Consider the following 18825-nt stretch of genomic DNA (forward strand, 5'->3'; position numbering starts at 1 on the left):
AGGATCGATTAGGACATGGGAAGATTCCTGAAAACAGCTGTCGATGCATTGAAAGTTTTCATCCTGTTTACCGGTTTTACCGCTTTGTTCTATTATGCTATGATATGGGTGAATCAAGAGTATGAAAACTATCATCGGTATGATAAACCGGAAGGCTCCGCTGTAAAAGTTGTTGAAATGGATCAGGATGAAAAAGGCGGATGGTTCGACCGGTTGATCTTTTTTTACCAAAACGGGGAGTAGATCAAGAGTGAAAGATCAAATAAAGGATTTCATCCACTACGTCATGGTAGAGAGAGGGCTCTCTCAAAATACGATCGTATCCTATGAACGTGACTTGAAAAGCTATTCTCTCTACTTAACAGAAACCCTTCATGTTACAGATTGGAATCACGTTACCCGCATACATATTATCCAATACTTAAAGCATTTGAAGGACTCGGGGAAATCCGGCAAGACATCGGCGCGGCATTTGGCATCCATTCGCTCTTTTCATCAATTTCTGCTCAGGGAAAAAGTAACGGATAAGGACCCTTCCGTTCATATCGAAACACAAAAGACGGAACGGGCGCTTCCGAAGGTGCTCGCACTCAATGAAGTCGAGCGATTATTGGACACGCCTAAGCTGACGAGCCCTTTCGGATATCGGGATAAAGCAATGCTGGAGCTGCTTTATGCGACAGGCATACGAGTCAGTGAAATGATTGAGTTGAAAACGACAGATGTTCATTTATCTATGGGGTTTGTCCGATGCTTCGGCAAAGGAAGAAAAGAACGGATTGTGCCAATTGGTGAAGCCGCCGCTTCCGCCATTGAGGAATATATGACAAAAGCCAGGGGAAAACTGTTAAAAAATAATGTATCTGACGCCCTCTTTTTAAATCATCACGGCAAACAGATCAGCCGCCAGGGATTTTGGAAGAACCTGAAAAAAATCGCGTTGGAAGCCGGCATTAAGAAAGAGCTGACTCCGCATACACTCAGGCATTCCTTTGCGACGCATCTGCTTGAGAACGGGGCAGATTTAAGAGCGGTGCAGGAAATGCTCGGTCATGCGGATATATCCACAACGCAAATTTATACGCATGTGACGAAAACAAGGCTGAAGGATGTGTACAAGCAGTTTCATCCGCGAGCATAGCCGCAGGTGGCTGCGGCTTTTTTGTTTAGAGCGACAGAAAATATTGAAGTTTCTCATTATTTCCAAATGCATTGTCAACGGGAATGAAAACGGTTTATACTTGAGTTGTCAGACCTCTTAGCGATACAATAGACGTATAGAAAAAAAGGAGGCTTTCAAGATGCCTGCATACAAATATAATCGTGTGTTTTTAATTGTGATGGACTCAGTCGGAATCGGCGAAGCGCCGGATGCCGCTGACTTTAATGATGAAGGCGCTCATACGCTCGGTCATATTGCCGAGCATATGAACGGATTACATATGCCGAATATGGCAAAGCTCGGCCTTGGTCTTATCGAAGATATCAAAGGTGTAGAAAAAACAGAACATCCGCTTGCCTACTATGGAAAAATGCAAGAAGCGTCAAACGGAAAAGATACGATGACCGGCCATTGGGAGATTATGGGTTTATACATTGATAAACCATTTAAAGTGTTCCCGGAAGGCTTTCCTGATGAATTGCTTCAAGAGCTGGAAAAGAGATCTGGCCGCAAAATTATTGGAAACAAGCCGGCTTCCGGCACAGCGATTTTGGATGAGCTTGGTCAGGAGCACATGGAGACAGGGGCTTTAATTGTTTACACGTCTGCTGACTCTGTTCTGCAAATTGCCGCTCACGAAGAGGTTGTGCCGCTTGAGGAGCTGTATCGCATTTGCGAAACGGCGAGAGAGCTGACGCTTGATCCGAAATATATGGTTGGCCGCATTATTGCACGGCCGTTCGTCGGAGAGCCGGGTCAATTCAAACGGACGCCAAACCGCCATGACTATGCCCTTAAACCGTTTGATCGCACTGTCATGAATGAATTGAAAGACAGCGGCTTAGATGTGATTTCAATCGGTAAAATCTCTGATATTTACGACGGAGAAGGCATTACTTCTTCACGCAGAACGGTTTCTAATATGGACGGAATGGACAAGGTGATCGATACGCTGGGAGAAGACTTTACGGGTCTGAGCTTTGCGAACCTTGTTGATTTTGACGCGTTATTCGGACACCGCCGTGACCCTGAAGGCTACGGACGCGCGCTTGAAGAATTTGATGCGCGGCTTCCGGAAGTGTTTGAAAAAATGAGAGAAGACGATCTGTTAATTATTACAGCCGACCACGGCAATGATCCGATTCATCATGGGACTGACCATACACGCGAGTATGTGCCGATTTTCGCTTACAGCAAAAAACATAAGAAAGCGCAAATGCTGCCGCTTGCAGATACATTTGCCGATATTGGCGCAACGATCGCTGATAATTTCCAAACAAATAAACCGAAATACGGGAAAAGCTTTTTATCTTTATTACAATAGGGGGACTGTTTCTTGAAGGACAGAATTGAACGCGCAGCCGCTTTTATTAAACAAAACCTGCCGGAATCTCCGAAGATCGGCCTTATTTTAGGCTCAGGTCTTGGCATTTTGGCGGACGAAATCGAAAATCCGGTCAAGCTGAAATATGAAGATATACCTGAATTCCCGGTATCTACTGTTGAAGGGCATGCCGGACAGCTTGTGCTTGGCACTCTTGAAGGAGTTTCCGTCATTGCAATGCAGGGCCGCTTTCATTTTTATGAAGGCTACTCAATGGAGAAAGTCACATTCCCTGTACGCGTGATGAAAGTGCTCGGTGTGGAAGCGTTGATCGTGACAAATGCCGCAGGCGGTGTCAACACTGAATTCCGTGCGGGAGATTTAATGATTATTACCGATCATATCAACTTTATGGGAACAAACCCGTTAATCGGGCCAAACGAAGCAGATTTCGGCGCCAGATTTCCAGATATGTCTTCAGCCTATGACAAAGATCTGTCCAGCCTGGCTGAAAAGATTGCGAAAGACCTTAATATCCCAATTCAAAAAGGCGTGTACACTGCTGTGACAGGACCTTCTTACGAAACACCGGCAGAAGTCCGTTTCTTAAGAACGATGGGCTCTGATGCAGTCGGCATGTCTACTGTTCCGGAAGTCATTGTAGCGAATCATGCGGGAATGCGGGTTCTTGGCATTTCCTGCATCTCTAACGCGGCAGCCGGAATTCTGGATCAGCCTTTAAGTCACGATGAAGTTATGGAAGTGACCGAAAAAGTAAAAGCTGGATTCTTAAAGCTTGTTAAAGCGATCGTCGCTCAGTACGAATAAATATGAATCAATGCAGGATCAAAAGACAGCTGTGTCTGATATCACACAGCTGTCTTTTTTTATGCCCAAAATTCGAAACATTTTCCATCAGTGGCGTATAAAACCATCCCGCTTGGAAAAAATAAAAAGGATTATGAAATGGAGGGCTTTTGAGATGAAACGTCTTTTATCCACTTTGTTGATTGGTATAATGCTGCTTACATTTGCACCGTCTGCATTTGCAAAACAAGACGGAAAACGTACATCGGAGCTTGCTCATGAAGCGAAGTCTGCGGTGCTGATAGAACGTGACACGGGAAAAGTGCTTTACAACAAGAACAGCAATGAGAGACTGGCGCCTGCAAGCATGACGAAAATTATGACGATGCTTTTGATTATGGAAGCTTTAGATAAAGGCAAAATCAAAATGAGTGATAAGGTCCGTACAAGCGAACATGCGGCGTCAATGGGCGGCTCACAGATATTCCTTGAGCCCGGCGAAGAAATGACTGTCAAAGAAATGCTGAAAGGCATCGCAATCGCTTCGGGAAATGACGCTTCCGTCGCCATGGCTGAATTTATTTCCGGCTCTGAAGAAGAATTTGTGAAGAAAATGAATAAAAAAGCAAAAGAGCTGGGATTGAAAAATACATCCTTTAAAAACCCAACAGGACTGACCGAGGAAGGACACTACAGCTCTGCTTATGACATGGCAATCATGGCTAAGGAATTATTGAAATACGAATCAATTACGAAGTTTACCGGCACGTATGAAGATTATCTGCGTGAAAATACAGATAAAAAGTTTTGGCTTGTAAATACAAATCGCCTTATCAAATTTTATCCTGGTGTAGACGGCGTAAAAACAGGCTATACAGGCGAAGCGAAATATTGTCTGACTGCTTCGGCTAAAAAAGGAAACATGCGGGCCATAGCGGTTGTATTCGGAGCGAGCACGCCTAAAGAAAGAAACGCGCAAGTGACAAAAATGCTTGACTTCGCCTTTAGCCAGTATGAAACGCATCCTTTATATAAACGAAATCAAACAGTAGCAAAAGTAAAGGTCAAAAAAGGGAAACAAAAATTTATCGAACTCACTACATCTGAGCCGATTTCAATATTGACGAAAAAAGGCGAGGATATGAACGATGTGAAAAAAGAAATCAAGATGAAGGACAATATTAGTGCTCCGATTCAAAAAGGCCAAGAGCTTGGCACTCTTGTTCTGAAAAAGGATGGAGAAGTACTCGCTGAAAGTCCTGTTGCTGCAAAAGAAGATATGAAGAAAGCCGGGTTTATCACATTCTTGAAGCGGACGATGCGAGACTGGACAAAATTTAAGTAATTATGCCGAATGACCACTAGTTTTGTCACGGTGAAGGAATTCATTCCGTCGAAATCGAAACACTCATTATCCGATCATATCAAGGAGGAATGAGCATGAGCCTTGGAATTGACATGCATGTCAAAGAATCTGTGCTTTGTATTCGATTAACAGGCGAACTCGATCACCATACGGCTGAAACCCTGAAGCAAAAAGTGACTCAATCATTGGAGAAGGATGATATTCGCCATATCGTGCTGAACTTGGAGGACCTTTCCTTTATGGACAGCTCAGGGCTTGGCGTTATTTTAGGAAGATACAAGCAAATTAAGCAAATTGGCGGGGAAATGGTTGTTTGCGCTATCTCTCCTGCGGTGAAGCGATTGTTTGATATGTCGGGTCTGTTTAAAATTATCCGATTTGAACAATCTGAACAGCAGGCGCTCCTGACACTGGGGGTGGCATCATGAAAAATGAAATGCACCTTGAGTTTTCTGCCCTCAGTCAGAATGAATCGTTCGCCCGTGTGACAGTTGCTTCATTTATAGCTCAGCTGGACCCGACAATGGATGAACTGACTGAAATCAAAACAGTCGTGTCAGAGGCTGTCACAAATGCAATTATCCATGGATATGAAGAGAACTGTGAAGGGAAAGTTTACATTTCAGTGACGCTGGAAGATCATGTCGTATATATGACCATTCGTGATGAAGGCTTAGGCATTACAGATCTTGAAGAAGCCCGTCAGCCTCTATTTACGACTAAGCCTGAGCTTGAGCGCTCTGGAATGGGCTTTACCATTATGGAAAATTTCATGGATGATGTCAGTATCGATTCATCGCCTGAAATGGGAACAACGATTCGCTTAACAAAGCACTTATCAAAAAGCAAAGCGCTTTGTAATTAAGGAGATTTGTTATGGATGTGGAGGTTAAGAAAAACGGCAAAAACGCTCAGCTGAAGGATCATGAAGTAAAGGAATTAATCAAACAAAGCCAAAATGGCGACCAGCAGGCAAGAGACCTCCTCATAGAAAAAAACATGCGTCTTGTTTGGTCTGTCGTACAGCGGTTTTTAAACAGAGGATATGAGCCTGACGATCTCTTCCAGATCGGCTGCATCGGGCTGTTAAAATCTGTTGACAAATTTGATTTAACCTATGATGTGCGTTTTTCAACGTATGCAGTGCCGATGATTATCGGAGAAATCCAACGATTTATCCGTGATGACGGAACCGTAAAGGTATCACGGTCATTAAAAGAGCTTGGAAACAAAATCCGGCGCGCAAAGGATGAGCTTTCGAAAACACTGGGCAGAGTGCCGACGGTGCAGGAGATCGCTGACCATTTGGAGATTGAAGCTGAGGATGTTGTACTGGCCCAAGAGGCGGTAAGGGCTCCATCTTCGATTCACGAAACCGTTTATGAAAATGACGGAGATCCGATTACCCTGCTTGATCAAATCGCTGACAACTCAGAAGAAAAATGGTTTGACAAAATTGCGCTGAAAGAAGCAATCAGCGATTTGGAGGAAAGGGAAAAACTAATCGTCTATCTCAGATATTATAAAGACCAGACACAGTCCGAGGTGGCTGAGCGGCTCGGGATCTCTCAGGTGCAGGTTTCCAGGCTTGAAAAGAAAATATTAAAACAGATCAAGGTTCAAATGGATCATACGGATGGCTAGTCTGCAGTGCAGGCTAGCTTTTTTGTGTGCAAAAGCGTGGTAATTTATGGTCTTTTCGAGCGGATGAATGAGAACAAAATCGAACCACATACTACATATATAACCACCGAAAGATGGTGATCAATGATGGAACGACGAATATTTATCCGGCTTCGCCACCGGGTGCTGGCACATCCAGGGGATATTATTACCGTTGGAGATGCCGCGCAAATAGAAGGGCAGCTTCAGCTGAAAAAGAAACTTTCGGCTATGCCGCTTTATCAGGTGAGCGAAAAAGATAAAAATATCGTAATTCTGGATATCATACAAGTCCTCAGAGCCATTCATTTACAAGATCCGACACTTGATGTTCAAACCGTAGGCGGAGCAGAAACCATTGTTGAAATTCAGTATCGAAAGCGAAATTTATCAACGGTTCTATTTATCGGTGTCTGGCTGCTTCTGTTTATTGGATCGTGTCTTGCCATCATGAACTTTCATGAGGATGTAAGCATGAGAGATGTTCATATCGCACTATATGAAATCATAACCGGAGAGAGGAATGACTATCCATATTTGCTTCAAATCCCATACAGCATCGGTTTGGGACTGGGGATGATCGTGTTTTTTAACCACATATTTAAAAAGCGCCTAAATGAAGAGCCCAGCCCGCTGGAGGTTGAGATGTTTAACTATCAGCTTGATCTCGATCAATATGTGGCCATGCATGAGAATCAAGAAACCATAAAGGATCTGCATGATCGTTAGTGTATTGTTCATTATTTTTGTAGGGCTCGGCGGAGGCATAACGGTGGGGGCGGGTTTCGTTGCTTTTTTAACCGTAATGGGAATCATTCCGCGGCTGATGCAGCTCACCAAAACAATGAGATTTGTTCAGGCTTATGAAGCGGCTGTCATTCTTGGCGCGGTTTGCGGGGGATGGGAGACGCTTCATATGAATCATCTTTATCTAACAAAATGGATAGCTGTGCCGGTCGGGCTTCTGGCAGGTTTGTTCGTCGGGATGCTAGCGGCTGCTCTTACAGAAGTTTTAAATGTCCTGCCGATTTTGGCGAAACGAATCGGGCTCAGAAGTAAAATCATTATTTTATTAATGGCCATCGTGATTGGGAAAATCGCGGGATCTTTATTTCACTGGCTGTACTTTATTGACCATTCATAAGGAGGTTTCAAGATGACAAACATAAAAGAAAATTACAAATCAAAAGTGAAAACATATCAGCCTAAGCCGCCTTACGTCTGGAACTGTGTAAAAGCCTTTTTAGTGGGCGGACTGATTTGTGCAATCGGGCAAGGTCTGCAAAATTTTTATATCCATTTTTTTGATTTCAATGAAAAAACTGCGGGGAATCCAACAGCTGCAACGCTGATATTAATTTCTGCCCTGCTTACAGGGTTTGGCATCTATGACAGAATCGGACAATTCGCAGGCGCAGGTTCAGCCGTACCTGTCACAGGTTTTGCCAACAGTATGGCAAGCGCGGCTCTTGAATATAAAAGCGAAGGATTAGTGCTTGGAGTAGCGACAAATATGTTTAAACTGGCAGGAAATGTTATTGTTTTCGGAGTTGTAGCTGCATACATCGTTGGAATGATTCGGTTTGCTTTTGAGAAACTGATGTCATAGGAGGAGAAGAAAATGAAATTAACAGGAAAGCAAACCTGGGTATTTGAACATCCCATATTTGTCAACTCAGCGGGAACGGCAGCAGGACCAAAGGAAAAAGACGGACCGCTCGGCTCTTTATTTGATAAAACCTATGACGAAATGCATTGTAATCAAAAAAGCTGGGAAATGGCGGAACGGCAGCTGATGGAAGACGCTGTTAATGTTGCACTTCAAAAAAACAATCTGACAAAAGATGATATTGACCTATTGCTGGCAGGCGACTTGCTGAACCAAAACGTGACGGCTAACTATGTGGCAAGACACTTGAAAATCCCATTTCTTTGTATGTTTGGCGCCTGTTCAACATCAATGGAAACAGTGGCTGTCGCATCAGCCTTAGTTGATGGCGGGTTTGCCCAAAGGGCACTCGCTGCCACTAGCAGTCACAATGCAACTGCGGAAAGACAGTTTCGCTATCCGACAGAATACGGAGGCCAAAAACCGGACACTGCTACCTCCACTGTAACCGGAAGCGGTGCAGTTGTCATCAGTCAGACACCGGGTGATATCCAAATCACAAGTGCGACTGTCGGAAAGGTTTCTGATTTAGGAATTACAGACCCTTTTGATATGGGATCGGCTATGGCTCCGGCTGCAGCTGATACGATTAAGCAGCACTTTAAAGATCTCAACCGGACAGCGGATGATTATGATCTAATCCTGACAGGTGACCTGTCAGGCGTCGGTTCTCCAATCGTAAAAGACATCTTAAAAGAAGATGGATATCCAGTCGGCACAAAGCATGATGATTGCGGGCTTCTGATTTACACTCCGGATCAGCAGGTCTTTGCCGGGGGGAGCGGCTGTGCTTGTTCAGCGGTTGTCACCTACTCTCATATTTTTAAGCAGCTGAGAGAAGGAAAATTAAACCGTGTATTTGTCGTAGCGACCGGGGCACTATTAAGCCCGACAATGATCCAGCAAAAAGAAACCATCCCGACTATCGCCCACGGGGTTGTATTTGAGCGTGCAGGAGGTGCATCTTAACATGGACTACCTTTTGGCTTTTGTCTGCGGCGGGGCCATTTGTATCGTCGGCCAGCTGCTCTTGGATATTTTTAAATTGACGCCAGCTCATGTCATGACATCATTTGTTGTAATCGGTGCAATATTAGATGGTTTCGGCATTTACGATAAATTTATTGAATTTGCCGGAGGAGGCGCCACCGTTCCGATCGTCAGCTTCGGTCACAGTCTTCTGCACGGCGCCATGCATCAGGCGCATATACACGGATTTATCGGAATCGGCATGGGGATTTTTGAGCTGACCTCGGCCGGTATCTCAGCCGCTATTCTTTTCGCCTTTATCGTAGCTGTTATTTTCAAACCGAAAGGATAATGCCGACATGACGACAAAACGCAAGGTCATACTGGTAACAGACGGGGATGTTTATGCCGCTAAAACAATTGAATACGCCGCAAGCAAAGTGGGAGGTCGATGTATTTCACAATCAAAAGGGAATCCTTCCACCCGCAGCGGCGCCGAGCTTGTCAAGCTGATCGCCTCAGCACCGTATGATCCTGTATTTGTCATGTTTGACGACTCCGGCCTTCAAGGAGAGGGTCCGGGAGAAGCCGCTCTAACCTATGTCGCAACCCATCCGTCTATTGAAGTGCTCGGTGTGATTGCGGTCGCGTCAAAAACACATCAGGCTGAATGGACCAGGGTCGATGTAAGCATTGACCGCAATGGAGAAATAACTGAATACGGCGTCGATAAAGTCGGGGAAAGGGAATTTGATGACCACAGAATGAGTGGAGATACAGTCTACTGCCTTGATAAACTTGATCTCCCGCTTATTGTCGGTATCGGGGATATCGGCAAAATGGGCAGAAAAGACGATATCTCAAAAGGGTCGCCAATCACCATGAAAGCGGTCGAGTTTATTTTAGAAAGGAGCGGGTATCATGCCGGACCACAAGGAAGAGAAAATTCGGGTTTATCGGAATCCAGCTAAAAATGAAGAATATTTCAAAAACCGTGTTGGGATGGGGACGAGCTATGATGTAGGTGTTCGCAAACTCACGATTTTAGATAAAGAGATCCAGCTTTACTATCTAAATGGATTATGCGATACAGCCTATATTATTCATTTAATGAGAGAGCTTGTTGCCATTAACAATCGGAAAGAAGACCCTGATGAGCTGGTCGACATCGTCGAAAACAGGCTGCTTAACGCCCAGGTCGAAAAAGTAAAAACCTTGGATGAAACCACCGACCAAGTGCTGTCCGGGCTCGTCGCTGTCATTGTTGAAGGTGCAGGCTTCGCATTTATAATTGACGTCAGAAGCTATCCGGGCAGAAACCCGGAAGAACCTGATACGGAAAAGGTAGTCAGAGGAGCCAGAGACGGATTTGTTGAAAATATCGTCGTCAATACGGCCCTTCTCAGAAGGCGGATCAGAGACGAGCGCCTTCGAGTCAAGATGACTAAAGTTGGCGAGCGGTCAAAGACGGATTTAAGCATTTGTTATATAGAAGATATAGCTGATCCGGATCTGGTTGAGATCGTAGAAAAAGAAATTGCATCCATTGATGTCGATGGATTAACAATGGCAGACAAAACTGTCGAGGAATTCATTGTTAATCAAAGCTATAATCCTTTTCCGCTCGTGCGCTATACAGAAAGACCGGATGTGGCCGCAAATCATGTTCTAGAAGGCCATGTTATCATTATAGTGGACACATCGCCGAGTGTGATCATTACCCCGACGACTTTATTTCACCATGTGCAGCATGCTGAAGAATATAGGCAGGCGCCTTCAGTCGGGACCTTTTTAAGATGGGTAAGATTTTTCGGTATTCTTGCTTCTACTTTATTTCTTCCGATCTGGTTTCTCTTTGTGCTTCAGCCTGATCTGCTCCCGGACAATATGAAATTTATCGGTTTAAATAAAGATACGCATATCCCGATCATCCTGCAGATATTTTTAGCTGACTTAGGAATCGAGTTTCTCAGAATGGCTGCCATTCACACCCCGACGGCTTTATCGACAGCAATGGGTTTAATTGCCGCTGTTCTGATCGGGCAGATTGCGATTGAAGTCGGCCTTTTTTCGCCTGAGGTGATTCTGTACGTCTCACTTGCGGCGATTGGAACCTTTACGACGCCTAGTTATGAATTAAGCTTGGCAAACAAAATGAGCCGTCTTGTCCTCATGATACTCGTTGCCTTATTTCATATAAAAGGGCTCGTCATCGGATTTACAGTGCTAATTATTGCCATGGCAAGCATCAAATCCCTTCAGACACCGTACTTATGGCCGCTGATTCCCTTTAACGGAAAGGCGCTGTGGCAGGTTCTTGTCCGCACAGCGAAACCTGGCGCAAAAGTAAGACCCAGTATCGTTCACCCCAAAAATCGTTTAAGACAGCCTACCAATTCATAATCGCATTGAAACTGACTGAAGAGTATGATAATGTATGTCTTAATTATGAAGGGACAGTCCATAAAACTGTCCTTTCATCCATAAGCGGAGAAAGAGGGAATGACATTGTTCTTACACGGCACAAGCAGACAAAATCAACATGGTCATTTAGAAATCGGAGGTGTGGATGCTCTCTATTTAGCGGAGAAATATGGTACACCTCTTTACGTATATGATGTGGCTTTAATACGTGAGCGTGCTAAAAGCTTTAAGCAGGCGTTTATTTCTGCAGGGCTGAAAGCACAGGTGGCATATGCGAGCAAAGCATTCTCATCAGTCGCAATGATTCAGCTCGCTGAGGAAGAGGGACTTTCTTTAGATGTCGTATCCGGAGGAGAGCTATATACGGCTGTTGCGGCAGGCTTTCCGGCAGAACGCATCCACTTTCACGGAAACAATAAGAGCAGGGAAGAACTGCGGATGGCGCTTGAGCACCGCATCGGCTGCATTGTGGTGGATAATTTCTATGAAATTGCGCTTCTTGAAGACCTATGTAAAGAAACGGGTCACTCCATCGATGTTCTTCTTCGGATCACGCCCGGAGTAGAAGCGCATACGCATGACTACATTACAACGGGCCAGGAAGATTCAAAGTTTGGTTTCGATCTTCATAACGGACAAACTGAACGGGCCATTGAACAAGTATTACAATCGGAACACATTCAGCTGCTGGGTGTCCATTGCCATATCGGCTCGCAAATCTTTGATACGGCCGGTTTTGTGTTAGCAGCGGAAAAAATCTTCAAAAAACTAGACGAGTGGAGAGATTCATATTCATTTGTATCCAAGGTGCTGAATCTTGGAGGAGGTTTCGGCATTCGTTATACGGAAGATGATGAACCGCTTCATGCCACTGAATACGTTGAAAAAATTATTGAAGCTGTGAAAGAAAATGCCTCCCGTTACGGTTTTGATATTCCGGAAATTTGGATCGAACCGGGCCGTTCTCTCGTGGGAGACGCAGGCACAACCCTTTATACGGTTGGCTCTCAAAAAGAAGTGCCGGGTGTCCGCCAATATGTGGCAGTAGACGGAGGCATGAACGACAATATTCGTCCTGCGCTTTACCAAGCTAAATATGAAGCTGCGGCAGCCAACAGGATCGGAGAAGCGCATGACAAAACGGTATCGATTGCCGGAAAGTGCTGTGAAAGCGGAGATATGCTGATTTGGGATATTGACTTGCCGGAAGTAAAAGAAGGCGATCTTCTTGCCGTTTTTTGTACAGGCGCTTATGGATACAGCATGGCCAACAATTATAACCGTATTCCGAGACCCGCCGTTGTATTTGTCGAAAACGGTGAGGCTCATTTAGTCGTGAAGCGAGAAACATACGAAGATATTGTAAAACTTGATCTGCCATTTAAAACGGGTGTAAAGCAATAAAAGAAAGCGCCGATTTTTCGGCGCTTTTCTTATTTGAATATAGATACAATCGCATTCCAGATAGATACGAAGAAATCAATGACTTTCTGGATGAAGTTTTTGCCTTCATCTGATTCTATGAATTTCGTAATCTTATCTTTCGCTTTATCAAGCTGGTCACTGACTTGTCCCCAGTCAATGTCAGCATTTTTCATCTTATTGAATAGGGAGACAAGCTGATTCTTTTGGCTGTCTGTAAGCGTGACATTTAAATCAGAAGCTGCGTCGTCCACTTGTTTTTCGATGTCAGCTTTATTATCAGGCACCCCGTTTTTAGCAAACTCTTCTTTGATTTTTGCAATCAGGGCTGATGCATTTTCGTTACCGATTTTGTCTCCAAGCTCTGATGTCGTGACAAGCTCTTGGTTGGCGACTTGTTTAACATCCTCCGAGATCGCTTCGTCTGAAGAAACTTCATACGCCTTAATCAATCCAGTTAAAGCTGCAGTCCCGGATACTTCAAACGGTGCTGTAACATACACCTTCGCATCTTTCACACCGGCTGTCATCAGTGCATTCAGGTACATTTCATCTGTGATGCCGCTGATATTATGGGTCTCAACATTCAATCCGGAGCCTTTTTTGGCAATGGTGATTGACGATGAAGAAATCGCTCTCGATCCGATTTGCGCGTTTGATATATATTTTCCTAAATATTCATGTTCTTCTTTATTGGTCACGGTTACCGTTGTGGCATTATCAGGGACATTCATTTCATCAAGCACTTTTTGTTTGTCGGATTCTGACAAATCAGCACCCAGTGTTACAATGACATCTCCAACTGCGGCATCCGCGAGACTGACCTTCGGAACCGTCAGCAGCAAAACGGCCGCTGCCAGCATTCCAATCCAAATTTTCTTCAAAGCAGTTTGACCTCCTTCAATTTCACAAGCAGCTGGATAGTGCTGCTTTGTGAGGACCTGAATCATGAAAAATACAGTTCCGTTAGGTTAGACGGAGATAAAGAGATTCAGGTTTCATTTTTATTTTTTAGTAAAGCTCGGGAGATTCGTTTTCCCCCGAAAGGTGTGGTATAATAGCCGCGACAAGGAGAGACAGGCTATAACCTATCATACATAATCTCCTTTGAAAATTAAAATAAAGAAAGTAGGCATACAATTGAAAACAGGTTACTTTTTATTAGAAGACGGGAACAAAATTGAATTTGAACTTTATCCTGAAGCTGCACCTGGAACTGTTGCAAACTTTGAAAAGCTTGCAAACGAAGGCTTTTATGACGGGCTTACATTCCACCGAGTGATCCCTGGCTTCGTCAGCCAAGGCGGATGCCCGCACGGAACTGGTACTGGCGGCCCAGGATACACAATCAAATGTGAAACAGAAGGAAACCCGCATACACATGAGGCGGGCGCACTTTCTATGGCACATGCCGGAAAAGACACTGGCGGCAGCCAATTTTTCATCGTTCATGAGCCACAGCCTCATTTGAACGGTGTTCACACTGTATTTGGTAAAGTAACAAGCGGATTAGAATTCGCGAAAAACATGTCTAATGGCGACGTCATGAAAGAAGTTCGTGTAGAAGGCTAATCGGCAGGCAAAAGGCTTCCTCTTAGAGAGGAAGCTTTTTTTATTGGCCAAAAATGTTCAATAAAAAACCGCCGAATGCTGATGGCGGTTGGCAAAACCAGGTGTTTAGTTAGTGACCCCCGTGTATTGAATACATTAAAAAGTTTTGGTGACGTTCTGATCAGTAAATTGATGATTAATCATTTTAGCCTTGCTTACAAAGTTATTTTCAAAGACAATTCCTGTGTTTAAACCTCCGGAGCCAAACACAGATTTGGACAAAGTTAAAGGCCTGATCATAAAAGCGCCGCCTACGTTAATTACGCTGTTCCCGGAAACGTTGTTTATATTAATAGGATAATCAATCATACTATCAAGTCTCCTTTCATATCATTCTATTTTTTATATGTATTAGTGCTAGAGTTGATTAGCGTAAACTTAATGGCAAAAATATTTAGGAGATGCCTGTTCATTGGGATTGGTATTTTGTAGTAAAATAAATCAAATAAACGTGATGTAATGAAAAGGAGATCGCGATATGGACAACAAAGGCTGTAGAAAATGCGGCAGTACTGAAGCCGGACAAAAAGAAATAGCCACAACCGGTACGGGAATATCAAAGCTGTTTGACGTGCAGCATAACTGATTTCTAGTGGTTTACTGTAAGAACTGCGGATATTCAGAGTTTTATAATAAAGAGTCTTCAACTGCTGGGAATATATTCGATTTATTTTTTGGAGGCTGATCCATGTTTTCGAGCTTGAATGATTTTAAACCTATTATGAAAGCAAAAAATGGGGTGCGGTTATCACCTGCGAAATAGGTTGCTGCAAACATTCCAGTAACCTTCATGACGTGAATTGTTTTGTCAAATGCCATGGGTATCATGGACTGGGACATCAATGGAATGCAGTAAATGAACAAACTGTTCCTAACCTCATACCTTATATACGATCTAAAGATTTAGCATATGAGAACTCTCTTTCTTCTGAGTCCACCGCTTCTGAATTATGCGATTCATTTCTTTCAATATTTGCAGGCTTAGTTATGATCGACAAGAAAAAATAGGCATGATGTGGGTAGAAGATGAAGATTAACAGTTTGTAAAATCACTTCAATGGTCCTAATGGGATTTTTTTTCGATTCGTGATAACATAAATTGAAGACCGTTGTTTATTGGAGGAAATCAGTTGAAATCAGAAAATGTTTCGAAGAAAAAATCAATATTAGAATGGGCAAAAGCAATTGTGATTGCTGTCGTTCTTGCTTTGCTCATCCGCAACTTTATTTTTGCGCCGTATGTCGTTGATGGTGACTCTATGTATCCTACACTTCACAACCGTGAAAGGGTCTTTGTCAATATGACAGTCAAATACATCGGCGAGTTTGATAGAGGAGACATCGTCGTGTTAAATGGAGATGATGTTCACTATGTCAAACGTATTATTGGCCTTCCCGGCGATACGGTTGAGATGAAAAATGACCAGCTCTATATCAACGGGAAAAAGGTGGACGAACCTTATTTGGCGGCTAATAAAAAGAGAGCGAAACAGGACGGTTTTGACCATTTGACCGATGATTTCGGCCCGGTTAAAGTGCCTGATAACAAGTATTTTGTGATGGGTGACAATCGTCGGAATTCCATGGACAGCCGTAACGGACTTGGCCTCTTCACGAAAAAACAAATTGCGGGTACGTCAAAGTTTGTTTTCTACCCGTTTAACGAAATGCGCAAAACAAATTAGGATCAAGCAGTTTCCCATTGGGGCTGCTTTTTTTATATCTTTTTTACGGTCATCCCCTAAAAACAGAACATAAATTCGTATATCTATAGAAAAGAAATTTTTGCAGAAATGTGAAACATATTCCCGTTATGCATCGTTATATTAATAATTTACGAGAATTTACGGTTTTTTATTCATGAAAAAAAGGAATAACTCATATGAATGAATAGATTCATATTGGCTGGAGGTTTAGAAATGGGAAGAATAAAAACCAAGATTACCATTCTGTTAGTGCTTTTGCTTTTACTTGCAGGCGGTTATATGTACATAAATGATGTTGAGCTGAAGGATGTTCCGACAGCAATTGGACAAACCTTGTCCTCGGAAGAAGAGGAATACACCATCCAGGAATATAAAGTGACGAAAATTGACGGCTCAGAGTATCATGGAGTAGCAGAAAACGGAACGAAAATCATCTTCAACGGAAAAAAATTAAATCAGGATTTATCTGATATAAAAGAAGGTGACAAGATTAAGGCATACTTCAGCAAATCAAAGCGGATCGACGGATTAATCAAGGTTGCAAAAGTGAATGATTAACAAAACATCACCTTTCGGATCGAAGGGTGATGTTTTGTTTTTCTCAAATTGTAAGTTTATTTCATTGCGTACTTTAAAAAGGATCGCTATAATAGCCAATAAGGACAAATGAATAAAGATTGTATCCTTCGGGGCAGGGTGGAAATCCCGACCGGCGGTAGTAAAGCACATTTGCTTTAGAGCCCGTGACCCGTGTGCATAAGCACGCGGTGGATTCAGTTTAAGCTGAAGCCGACAGTGAAAGTCTGGATGGGAGAAGGATGATGAACCGCTATGCAAATGGTTCAAAAATGCATAGTGTTATTTCCTATTGCGTAAAATACCTAAAGCCCCGAATTTTTTATAAATTCGGGGCTTTTTTGACGGTAAATAACAAAAGAGGGGAGGGAAACAAATGGAAGAGTATTATATGAAGCTGGCGTTAGATCTTGCGAAGCAGGGCGAAGGACAGACCGAATCCAATCCGCTCGTCGGCGCTGTTGTCGTAAAGGACGGACAAATTGTCGGAATGGGCGCCCATTTAAAATATGGTGAAGCTCATGCAGAAGTTCATGCCATCCATATGGCTGGAGCACATGCAGAGAGTGCCGATATTTACGTTACACTCGAACCGTGCAGCCATTACGGAAAAACACCGCCATGTGCAGAATTGATTATCAACTCTGGCATCAAAAGAGTGTTCGTAGCGATGAGAGATCCTAATCCGCTTGTGGCTGGAAGAGGGATCAGCATGATGAAAGAAGCCGGCATTGAGGTAAGGGAAGGCATCCTGGCAGACCAGGCGGAGAGGCTGAATGAAAAATTTCTGCACTTTATGAGGACAGGCCTTCCGTACGTCACGCTAAAAGCGGCTGCCAGCCTTGACGGCAAGATAGCTACCAGCACGGGTGACAGCAAATGGATCACGTCAGAGGCTGCAAGACAGGATGCTCAGCAATACAGGAAAACACACCAAAGCATTTTAGTCGGAGTTGGCACAGTGAAAGCCGACAATCCGAGCTTAACCTGCAGACTGCCGAATGTAACAAAACAGCCGGTTCGGGTCATACTTGATACCGTACTCTCGATTCCTGAGGACGCTAAAGTGATTTGCGATCAAATAGCGCCGACATGGATTTTTACGACGGCACGCGCAGACGAGGAAAAGAAAAAACGGCTTTCAGCTTTCGGAGTGAACATATTTACACTTGAAACCGAGCGCATTCAAATTCCCGATGTTTTGAAGATCCTAGCGGAAGAAGGCATCATGTCGGTGTATGTGGAAGGCGGTTCAGCTGTTCACGGAAGCTTTGTCAAAGAAGGCTGTTTTCAAGAAATCATCTTCTATTTTGCCCCTAAACTAATCGGAGGAACGCATGCTCCCAGCTTAATCTCCGGTGAAGGTTTTCAATCAATGAAAGATGTCCCCTTATTACAATTCACTGATATAACCCAAATCGGCCGTGATATCAAACTGACGGCAAAACCGACAAAGGAATAGGATGGTGACCATGTTTACAGGAATTATCGAAGAAACAGGCACAATCGAATCCATGAAAAAAGCAGGGCATTCAATGGCCTTAACAATTAAATGCTCAAAGATTTTAGAGGATGTTCATCTTGGCGACAGCATTGCAGTGAACGGCATTTGTCTGACTGTCACTGATTTTACAAAAAATCAATTCACAGTGGATGTTATGCCTGAAACAGTCAAAGCTACGTCACTGAATGATTTAACAAAAGGAAGCAAAGTAAATCTGGAAAGAGCAATGGCGGCAAACGGCCGTTTCGGAGGCCATTTCGTCTCAGGCCATGTCGACGGAACTGCGGAAATCACACGAATTGAAGAGAAAAGCAACGCAGTTTACTATGATTTAAAAATGGACCCGTCATTAACAAAAACATTGGTTTTAAAGGGATCAATTACTGTGGATGGCGTGAGCTTAACCATATTCGGCCTGACAGAAGACACAGTGACGATTTCCTTAATACCGCATACGATCAGCGAAACGATCTTTTCAGAAAAAACGATCGGCTCTAAAGTGAATATCGAATGCGATATGATCGGAAAATATATGTATCGATTTTTGCATAAAGCCAATGAAAATAAGACCCAACAAACCATTACAAAAGCCTTCTTAAGCGAAAACGGCTTTTAGAGAGGAA

Annotated in this window: 24 protein-coding genes, 1 pseudogene and 1 riboswitch; of the genes and pseudogenes, 22 read left to right on the plus strand and 3 right to left on the minus strand. The window is 43.5% G+C overall.

The features are described from left to right. The first annotated feature begins 15 nt into the window (after positions 1-15). The 16 genes from M1D94_RS09630 to lysA all read left to right on the plus strand — a co-directional run bounded on the left by M1D94_RS09630 (position 16) and on the right by lysA (position 12787). The gene (locus M1D94_RS09630) at positions 16-243 is read left to right on the plus strand and encodes a YqzK family protein (protein ID WP_003230440.1); all 228 of its coding nucleotides are present in this window, start codon (positions 16-18) and stop codon (positions 241-243) included. A gap of 7 nt (positions 244-250) precedes the next feature. Continuing rightward, positions 251-1141 (plus strand): site-specific tyrosine recombinase XerD, encoded by an 891-nt coding sequence (xerD, locus tag M1D94_RS09635; protein WP_014480176.1) that lies wholly within the window; start codon positions 251-253, stop codon positions 1139-1141. A gap of 160 nt (positions 1142-1301) precedes the next feature. Further along, complete coding sequence (gene deoB, locus M1D94_RS09640; RefSeq protein ID WP_326243302.1) at positions 1302-2486, plus strand: phosphopentomutase; 1185 nt, start codon at positions 1302-1304, stop codon at positions 2484-2486. Between the two features lie 12 nt (positions 2487-2498). Continuing rightward, the gene (locus M1D94_RS09645) at positions 2499-3314 is read left to right on the plus strand and encodes a purine nucleoside phosphorylase I, inosine and guanosine-specific (RefSeq protein WP_456270513.1); all 816 of its coding nucleotides are present in this window, start codon (positions 2499-2501) and stop codon (positions 3312-3314) included. Positions 3315-3468: 154 nt separating this feature from the next. After that, complete coding sequence (gene dacF / locus M1D94_RS09650) at positions 3469-4638, plus strand: D-alanyl-D-alanine carboxypeptidase DacF (protein ID WP_326243303.1); 1170 nt, start codon at positions 3469-3471, stop codon at positions 4636-4638. Between the two features lie 95 nt (positions 4639-4733). After that, a complete protein-coding gene (gene spoIIAA, locus M1D94_RS09655; protein WP_003223957.1) occupies positions 4734-5087 on the plus strand; it encodes an anti-sigma F factor antagonist in 354 nt (117 codons plus the stop codon). Further along, the gene (spoIIAB, locus tag M1D94_RS09660) at positions 5084-5524 is read left to right on the plus strand and encodes an anti-sigma F factor (RefSeq protein WP_003230452.1); all 441 of its coding nucleotides are present in this window, start codon (positions 5084-5086) and stop codon (positions 5522-5524) included. The genes spoIIAA and spoIIAB overlap by 4 nt, the downstream gene beginning before the upstream one ends. 11 nt (positions 5525-5535) lie before the next feature. Continuing rightward, entirely contained in the window at positions 5536-6303 is a 768-nt protein-coding gene (gene sigF / locus M1D94_RS09665) for an RNA polymerase sporulation sigma factor SigF (protein ID WP_003230458.1), read from the plus strand. A 126-nt stretch (positions 6304-6429) separates the two neighbouring features. Then, positions 6430-7050 (plus strand): stage V sporulation protein SpoVAA, encoded by a 621-nt coding sequence (spoVAA, locus tag M1D94_RS09670; RefSeq protein ID WP_015714205.1) that lies wholly within the window; start codon positions 6430-6432, stop codon positions 7048-7050. Next, positions 7040-7465, plus strand: a complete 426-nt coding sequence (gene spoVAB, locus M1D94_RS09675) for a stage V sporulation protein SpoVAB (RefSeq protein WP_003230463.1) — start codon at positions 7040-7042, stop codon at positions 7463-7465. The genes spoVAA and spoVAB overlap by 11 nt, the downstream gene beginning before the upstream one ends. A gap of 12 nt (positions 7466-7477) precedes the next feature. Continuing rightward, positions 7478-7930: a stage V sporulation protein AC gene (gene spoVAC, locus M1D94_RS09680; protein WP_003223947.1), complete on the plus strand. Its 453-nt coding sequence runs from the start codon at positions 7478-7480 to the stop codon at positions 7928-7930. 12 nt (positions 7931-7942) lie between these two features. Then, complete coding sequence (gene spoVAD, locus M1D94_RS09685; RefSeq protein WP_161986180.1) at positions 7943-8959, plus strand: stage V sporulation protein AD; 1017 nt, start codon at positions 7943-7945, stop codon at positions 8957-8959. Between the two features lies 1 nt (position 8960). Next, entirely contained in the window at positions 8961-9311 is a 351-nt protein-coding gene (gene spoVAE / locus M1D94_RS09690; RefSeq protein WP_003230467.1) for a stage V sporulation protein AE, read from the plus strand. Positions 9312-9318: 7 nt separating this feature from the next. Beyond that, a complete protein-coding gene (spoVAEA, locus tag M1D94_RS09695; protein WP_003230469.1) occupies positions 9319-9930 on the plus strand; it encodes a stage V sporulation protein SpoVABEA in 612 nt (203 codons plus the stop codon). Then, positions 9881-11362 (plus strand): spore germination protein SpoVAF, encoded by a 1482-nt coding sequence (gene spoVAF, locus M1D94_RS09700; RefSeq protein WP_003230471.1) that lies wholly within the window; start codon positions 9881-9883, stop codon positions 11360-11362. The genes spoVAEA and spoVAF overlap by 50 nt, the downstream gene beginning before the upstream one ends. A 105-nt stretch (positions 11363-11467) precedes the next feature. Beyond that, on the plus strand, positions 11468-12787 hold the full coding sequence (lysA, locus tag M1D94_RS09705) for a diaminopimelate decarboxylase (RefSeq protein ID WP_004398851.1): 1320 nt from the start codon (positions 11468-11470) through the stop codon (positions 12785-12787). 29 nt (positions 12788-12816) lie between these two features. Here lysA and M1D94_RS09710 read toward each other — a convergent pair whose 3' ends face one another. Then, positions 12817-13689 (minus strand): DUF1002 domain-containing protein, encoded by an 873-nt coding sequence (locus tag M1D94_RS09710; RefSeq protein WP_021479957.1) that lies wholly within the window; start codon positions 13687-13689, stop codon positions 12817-12819. Positions 13690-13945: 256 nt separating this feature from the next. Between M1D94_RS09710 and M1D94_RS09715 the strand changes: the two genes are divergently transcribed. Next, positions 13946-14377 (plus strand): peptidylprolyl isomerase, encoded by a 432-nt coding sequence (locus tag M1D94_RS09715; protein WP_003223931.1) that lies wholly within the window; start codon positions 13946-13948, stop codon positions 14375-14377. A 135-nt stretch (positions 14378-14512) separates the two neighbouring features. Here M1D94_RS09715 and M1D94_RS09720 read toward each other — a convergent pair whose 3' ends face one another. Beyond that, positions 14513-14725, minus strand: coding sequence for a spore germination protein (locus tag M1D94_RS09720; protein ID WP_003230479.1), 213 nt, complete (start codon positions 14723-14725; stop codon positions 14513-14515). A gap of 169 nt (positions 14726-14894) precedes the next feature. Between M1D94_RS09720 and M1D94_RS09725 the strand changes: the two are divergent. Beyond that, positions 14895-15101 (plus strand): annotated as a pseudogene (locus M1D94_RS09725) (zinc ribbon domain-containing protein). Here the strand turns inward: M1D94_RS09725 and M1D94_RS09730 are convergent. Further along, on the minus strand, positions 15044-15280 hold the full coding sequence (locus M1D94_RS09730; protein ID WP_456270514.1) for a hypothetical protein: 237 nt from the start codon (positions 15278-15280) through the stop codon (positions 15044-15046). The pseudogene M1D94_RS09725 and the gene M1D94_RS09730 sit on opposite strands and share 58 nt — an antisense overlap. Before the next feature lie 266 nt (positions 15281-15546). Here M1D94_RS09730 and sipS point away from each other — a divergent pair, with 266 nt between their 5' ends. The 4 genes from sipS (at position 15547) to ribE (ending at position 18818) form a co-directional block, all read left to right on the plus strand. Further along, the gene (gene sipS / locus M1D94_RS09735) at positions 15547-16101 is read left to right on the plus strand and encodes a signal peptidase I sipS (protein WP_003246166.1); all 555 of its coding nucleotides are present in this window, start codon (positions 15547-15549) and stop codon (positions 16099-16101) included. Positions 16102-16335: 234 nt separating this feature from the next. Then, complete coding sequence (locus M1D94_RS09740; RefSeq protein WP_003230488.1) at positions 16336-16680, plus strand: hypothetical protein; 345 nt, start codon at positions 16336-16338, stop codon at positions 16678-16680. A 120-nt stretch (positions 16681-16800) separates the two neighbouring features. After that, positions 16801-16945, plus strand: a riboswitch (FMN riboswitch). Between the two features lie 129 nt (positions 16946-17074). Next, complete coding sequence (ribD, locus tag M1D94_RS09745) at positions 17075-18160, plus strand: bifunctional diaminohydroxyphosphoribosylaminopyrimidine deaminase/5-amino-6-(5-phosphoribosylamino)uracil reductase RibD (RefSeq protein WP_077671404.1); 1086 nt, start codon at positions 17075-17077, stop codon at positions 18158-18160. Positions 18161-18170: 10 nt separating this feature from the next. Then, on the plus strand, positions 18171-18818 hold the full coding sequence (ribE, locus tag M1D94_RS09750; RefSeq protein ID WP_014480161.1) for a riboflavin synthase subunit alpha: 648 nt from the start codon (positions 18171-18173) through the stop codon (positions 18816-18818). Positions 18819-18825: the final 7 nt, after the last annotated feature.

The organism is Bacillus sp. JZ109, from assembly GCF_053903135.1.

Bases quoted from the DNA above. Each gene is read 5' to 3' on its own strand.
- M1D94_RS09630 (WP_003230440.1), top strand. From the start codon at position 16: ATGGGAAGATTCCTGAAAACAGCTGTCGATGCATTGAAAGTTTTCATC.
- deoB (WP_326243302.1), top strand. From the start codon at position 1,302: ATGCCTGCATACAAATATAATCGTGTGTTTTTAATTGTGATGGACTCA.
- dacF (WP_326243303.1), top strand. From the start codon at position 3,469: ATGAAACGTCTTTTATCCACTTTGTTGATTGGTATAATGCTGCTTACA.
- spoIIAA (WP_003223957.1), top strand. From the start codon at position 4,734: ATGAGCCTTGGAATTGACATGCATGTCAAAGAATCTGTGCTTTGTATT.
- spoIIAB (WP_003230452.1), top strand. From the start codon at position 5,084: ATGAAAAATGAAATGCACCTTGAGTTTTCTGCCCTCAGTCAGAATGAA.
- sigF (WP_003230458.1), top strand. From the start codon at position 5,536: ATGGATGTGGAGGTTAAGAAAAACGGCAAAAACGCTCAGCTGAAGGAT.
- spoVAA (WP_015714205.1), top strand. From the start codon at position 6,430: ATGGAACGACGAATATTTATCCGGCTTCGCCACCGGGTGCTGGCACAT.
- spoVAB (WP_003230463.1), top strand. From the start codon at position 7,040: ATGATCGTTAGTGTATTGTTCATTATTTTTGTAGGGCTCGGCGGAGGC.
- spoVAC (WP_003223947.1), top strand. From the start codon at position 7,478: ATGACAAACATAAAAGAAAATTACAAATCAAAAGTGAAAACATATCAG.
- spoVAD (WP_161986180.1), top strand. From the start codon at position 7,943: ATGAAATTAACAGGAAAGCAAACCTGGGTATTTGAACATCCCATATTT.
- spoVAE (WP_003230467.1), top strand. From the start codon at position 8,961: ATGGACTACCTTTTGGCTTTTGTCTGCGGCGGGGCCATTTGTATCGTC.
- spoVAEA (WP_003230469.1), top strand. From the start codon at position 9,319: ATGACGACAAAACGCAAGGTCATACTGGTAACAGACGGGGATGTTTAT.
- spoVAF (WP_003230471.1), top strand. From the start codon at position 9,881: ATGCCGGACCACAAGGAAGAGAAAATTCGGGTTTATCGGAATCCAGCT.
- M1D94_RS09720 (WP_003230479.1), bottom strand. From the start codon at position 14,725: ATGATTGATTATCCTATTAATATAAACAACGTTTCCGGGAACAGCGTA.
- M1D94_RS09740 (WP_003230488.1), top strand. From the start codon at position 16,336: ATGGGAAGAATAAAAACCAAGATTACCATTCTGTTAGTGCTTTTGCTT.
- ribD (WP_077671404.1), top strand. From the start codon at position 17,075: ATGGAAGAGTATTATATGAAGCTGGCGTTAGATCTTGCGAAGCAGGGC.
- ribE (WP_014480161.1), top strand. From the start codon at position 18,171: ATGTTTACAGGAATTATCGAAGAAACAGGCACAATCGAATCCATGAAA.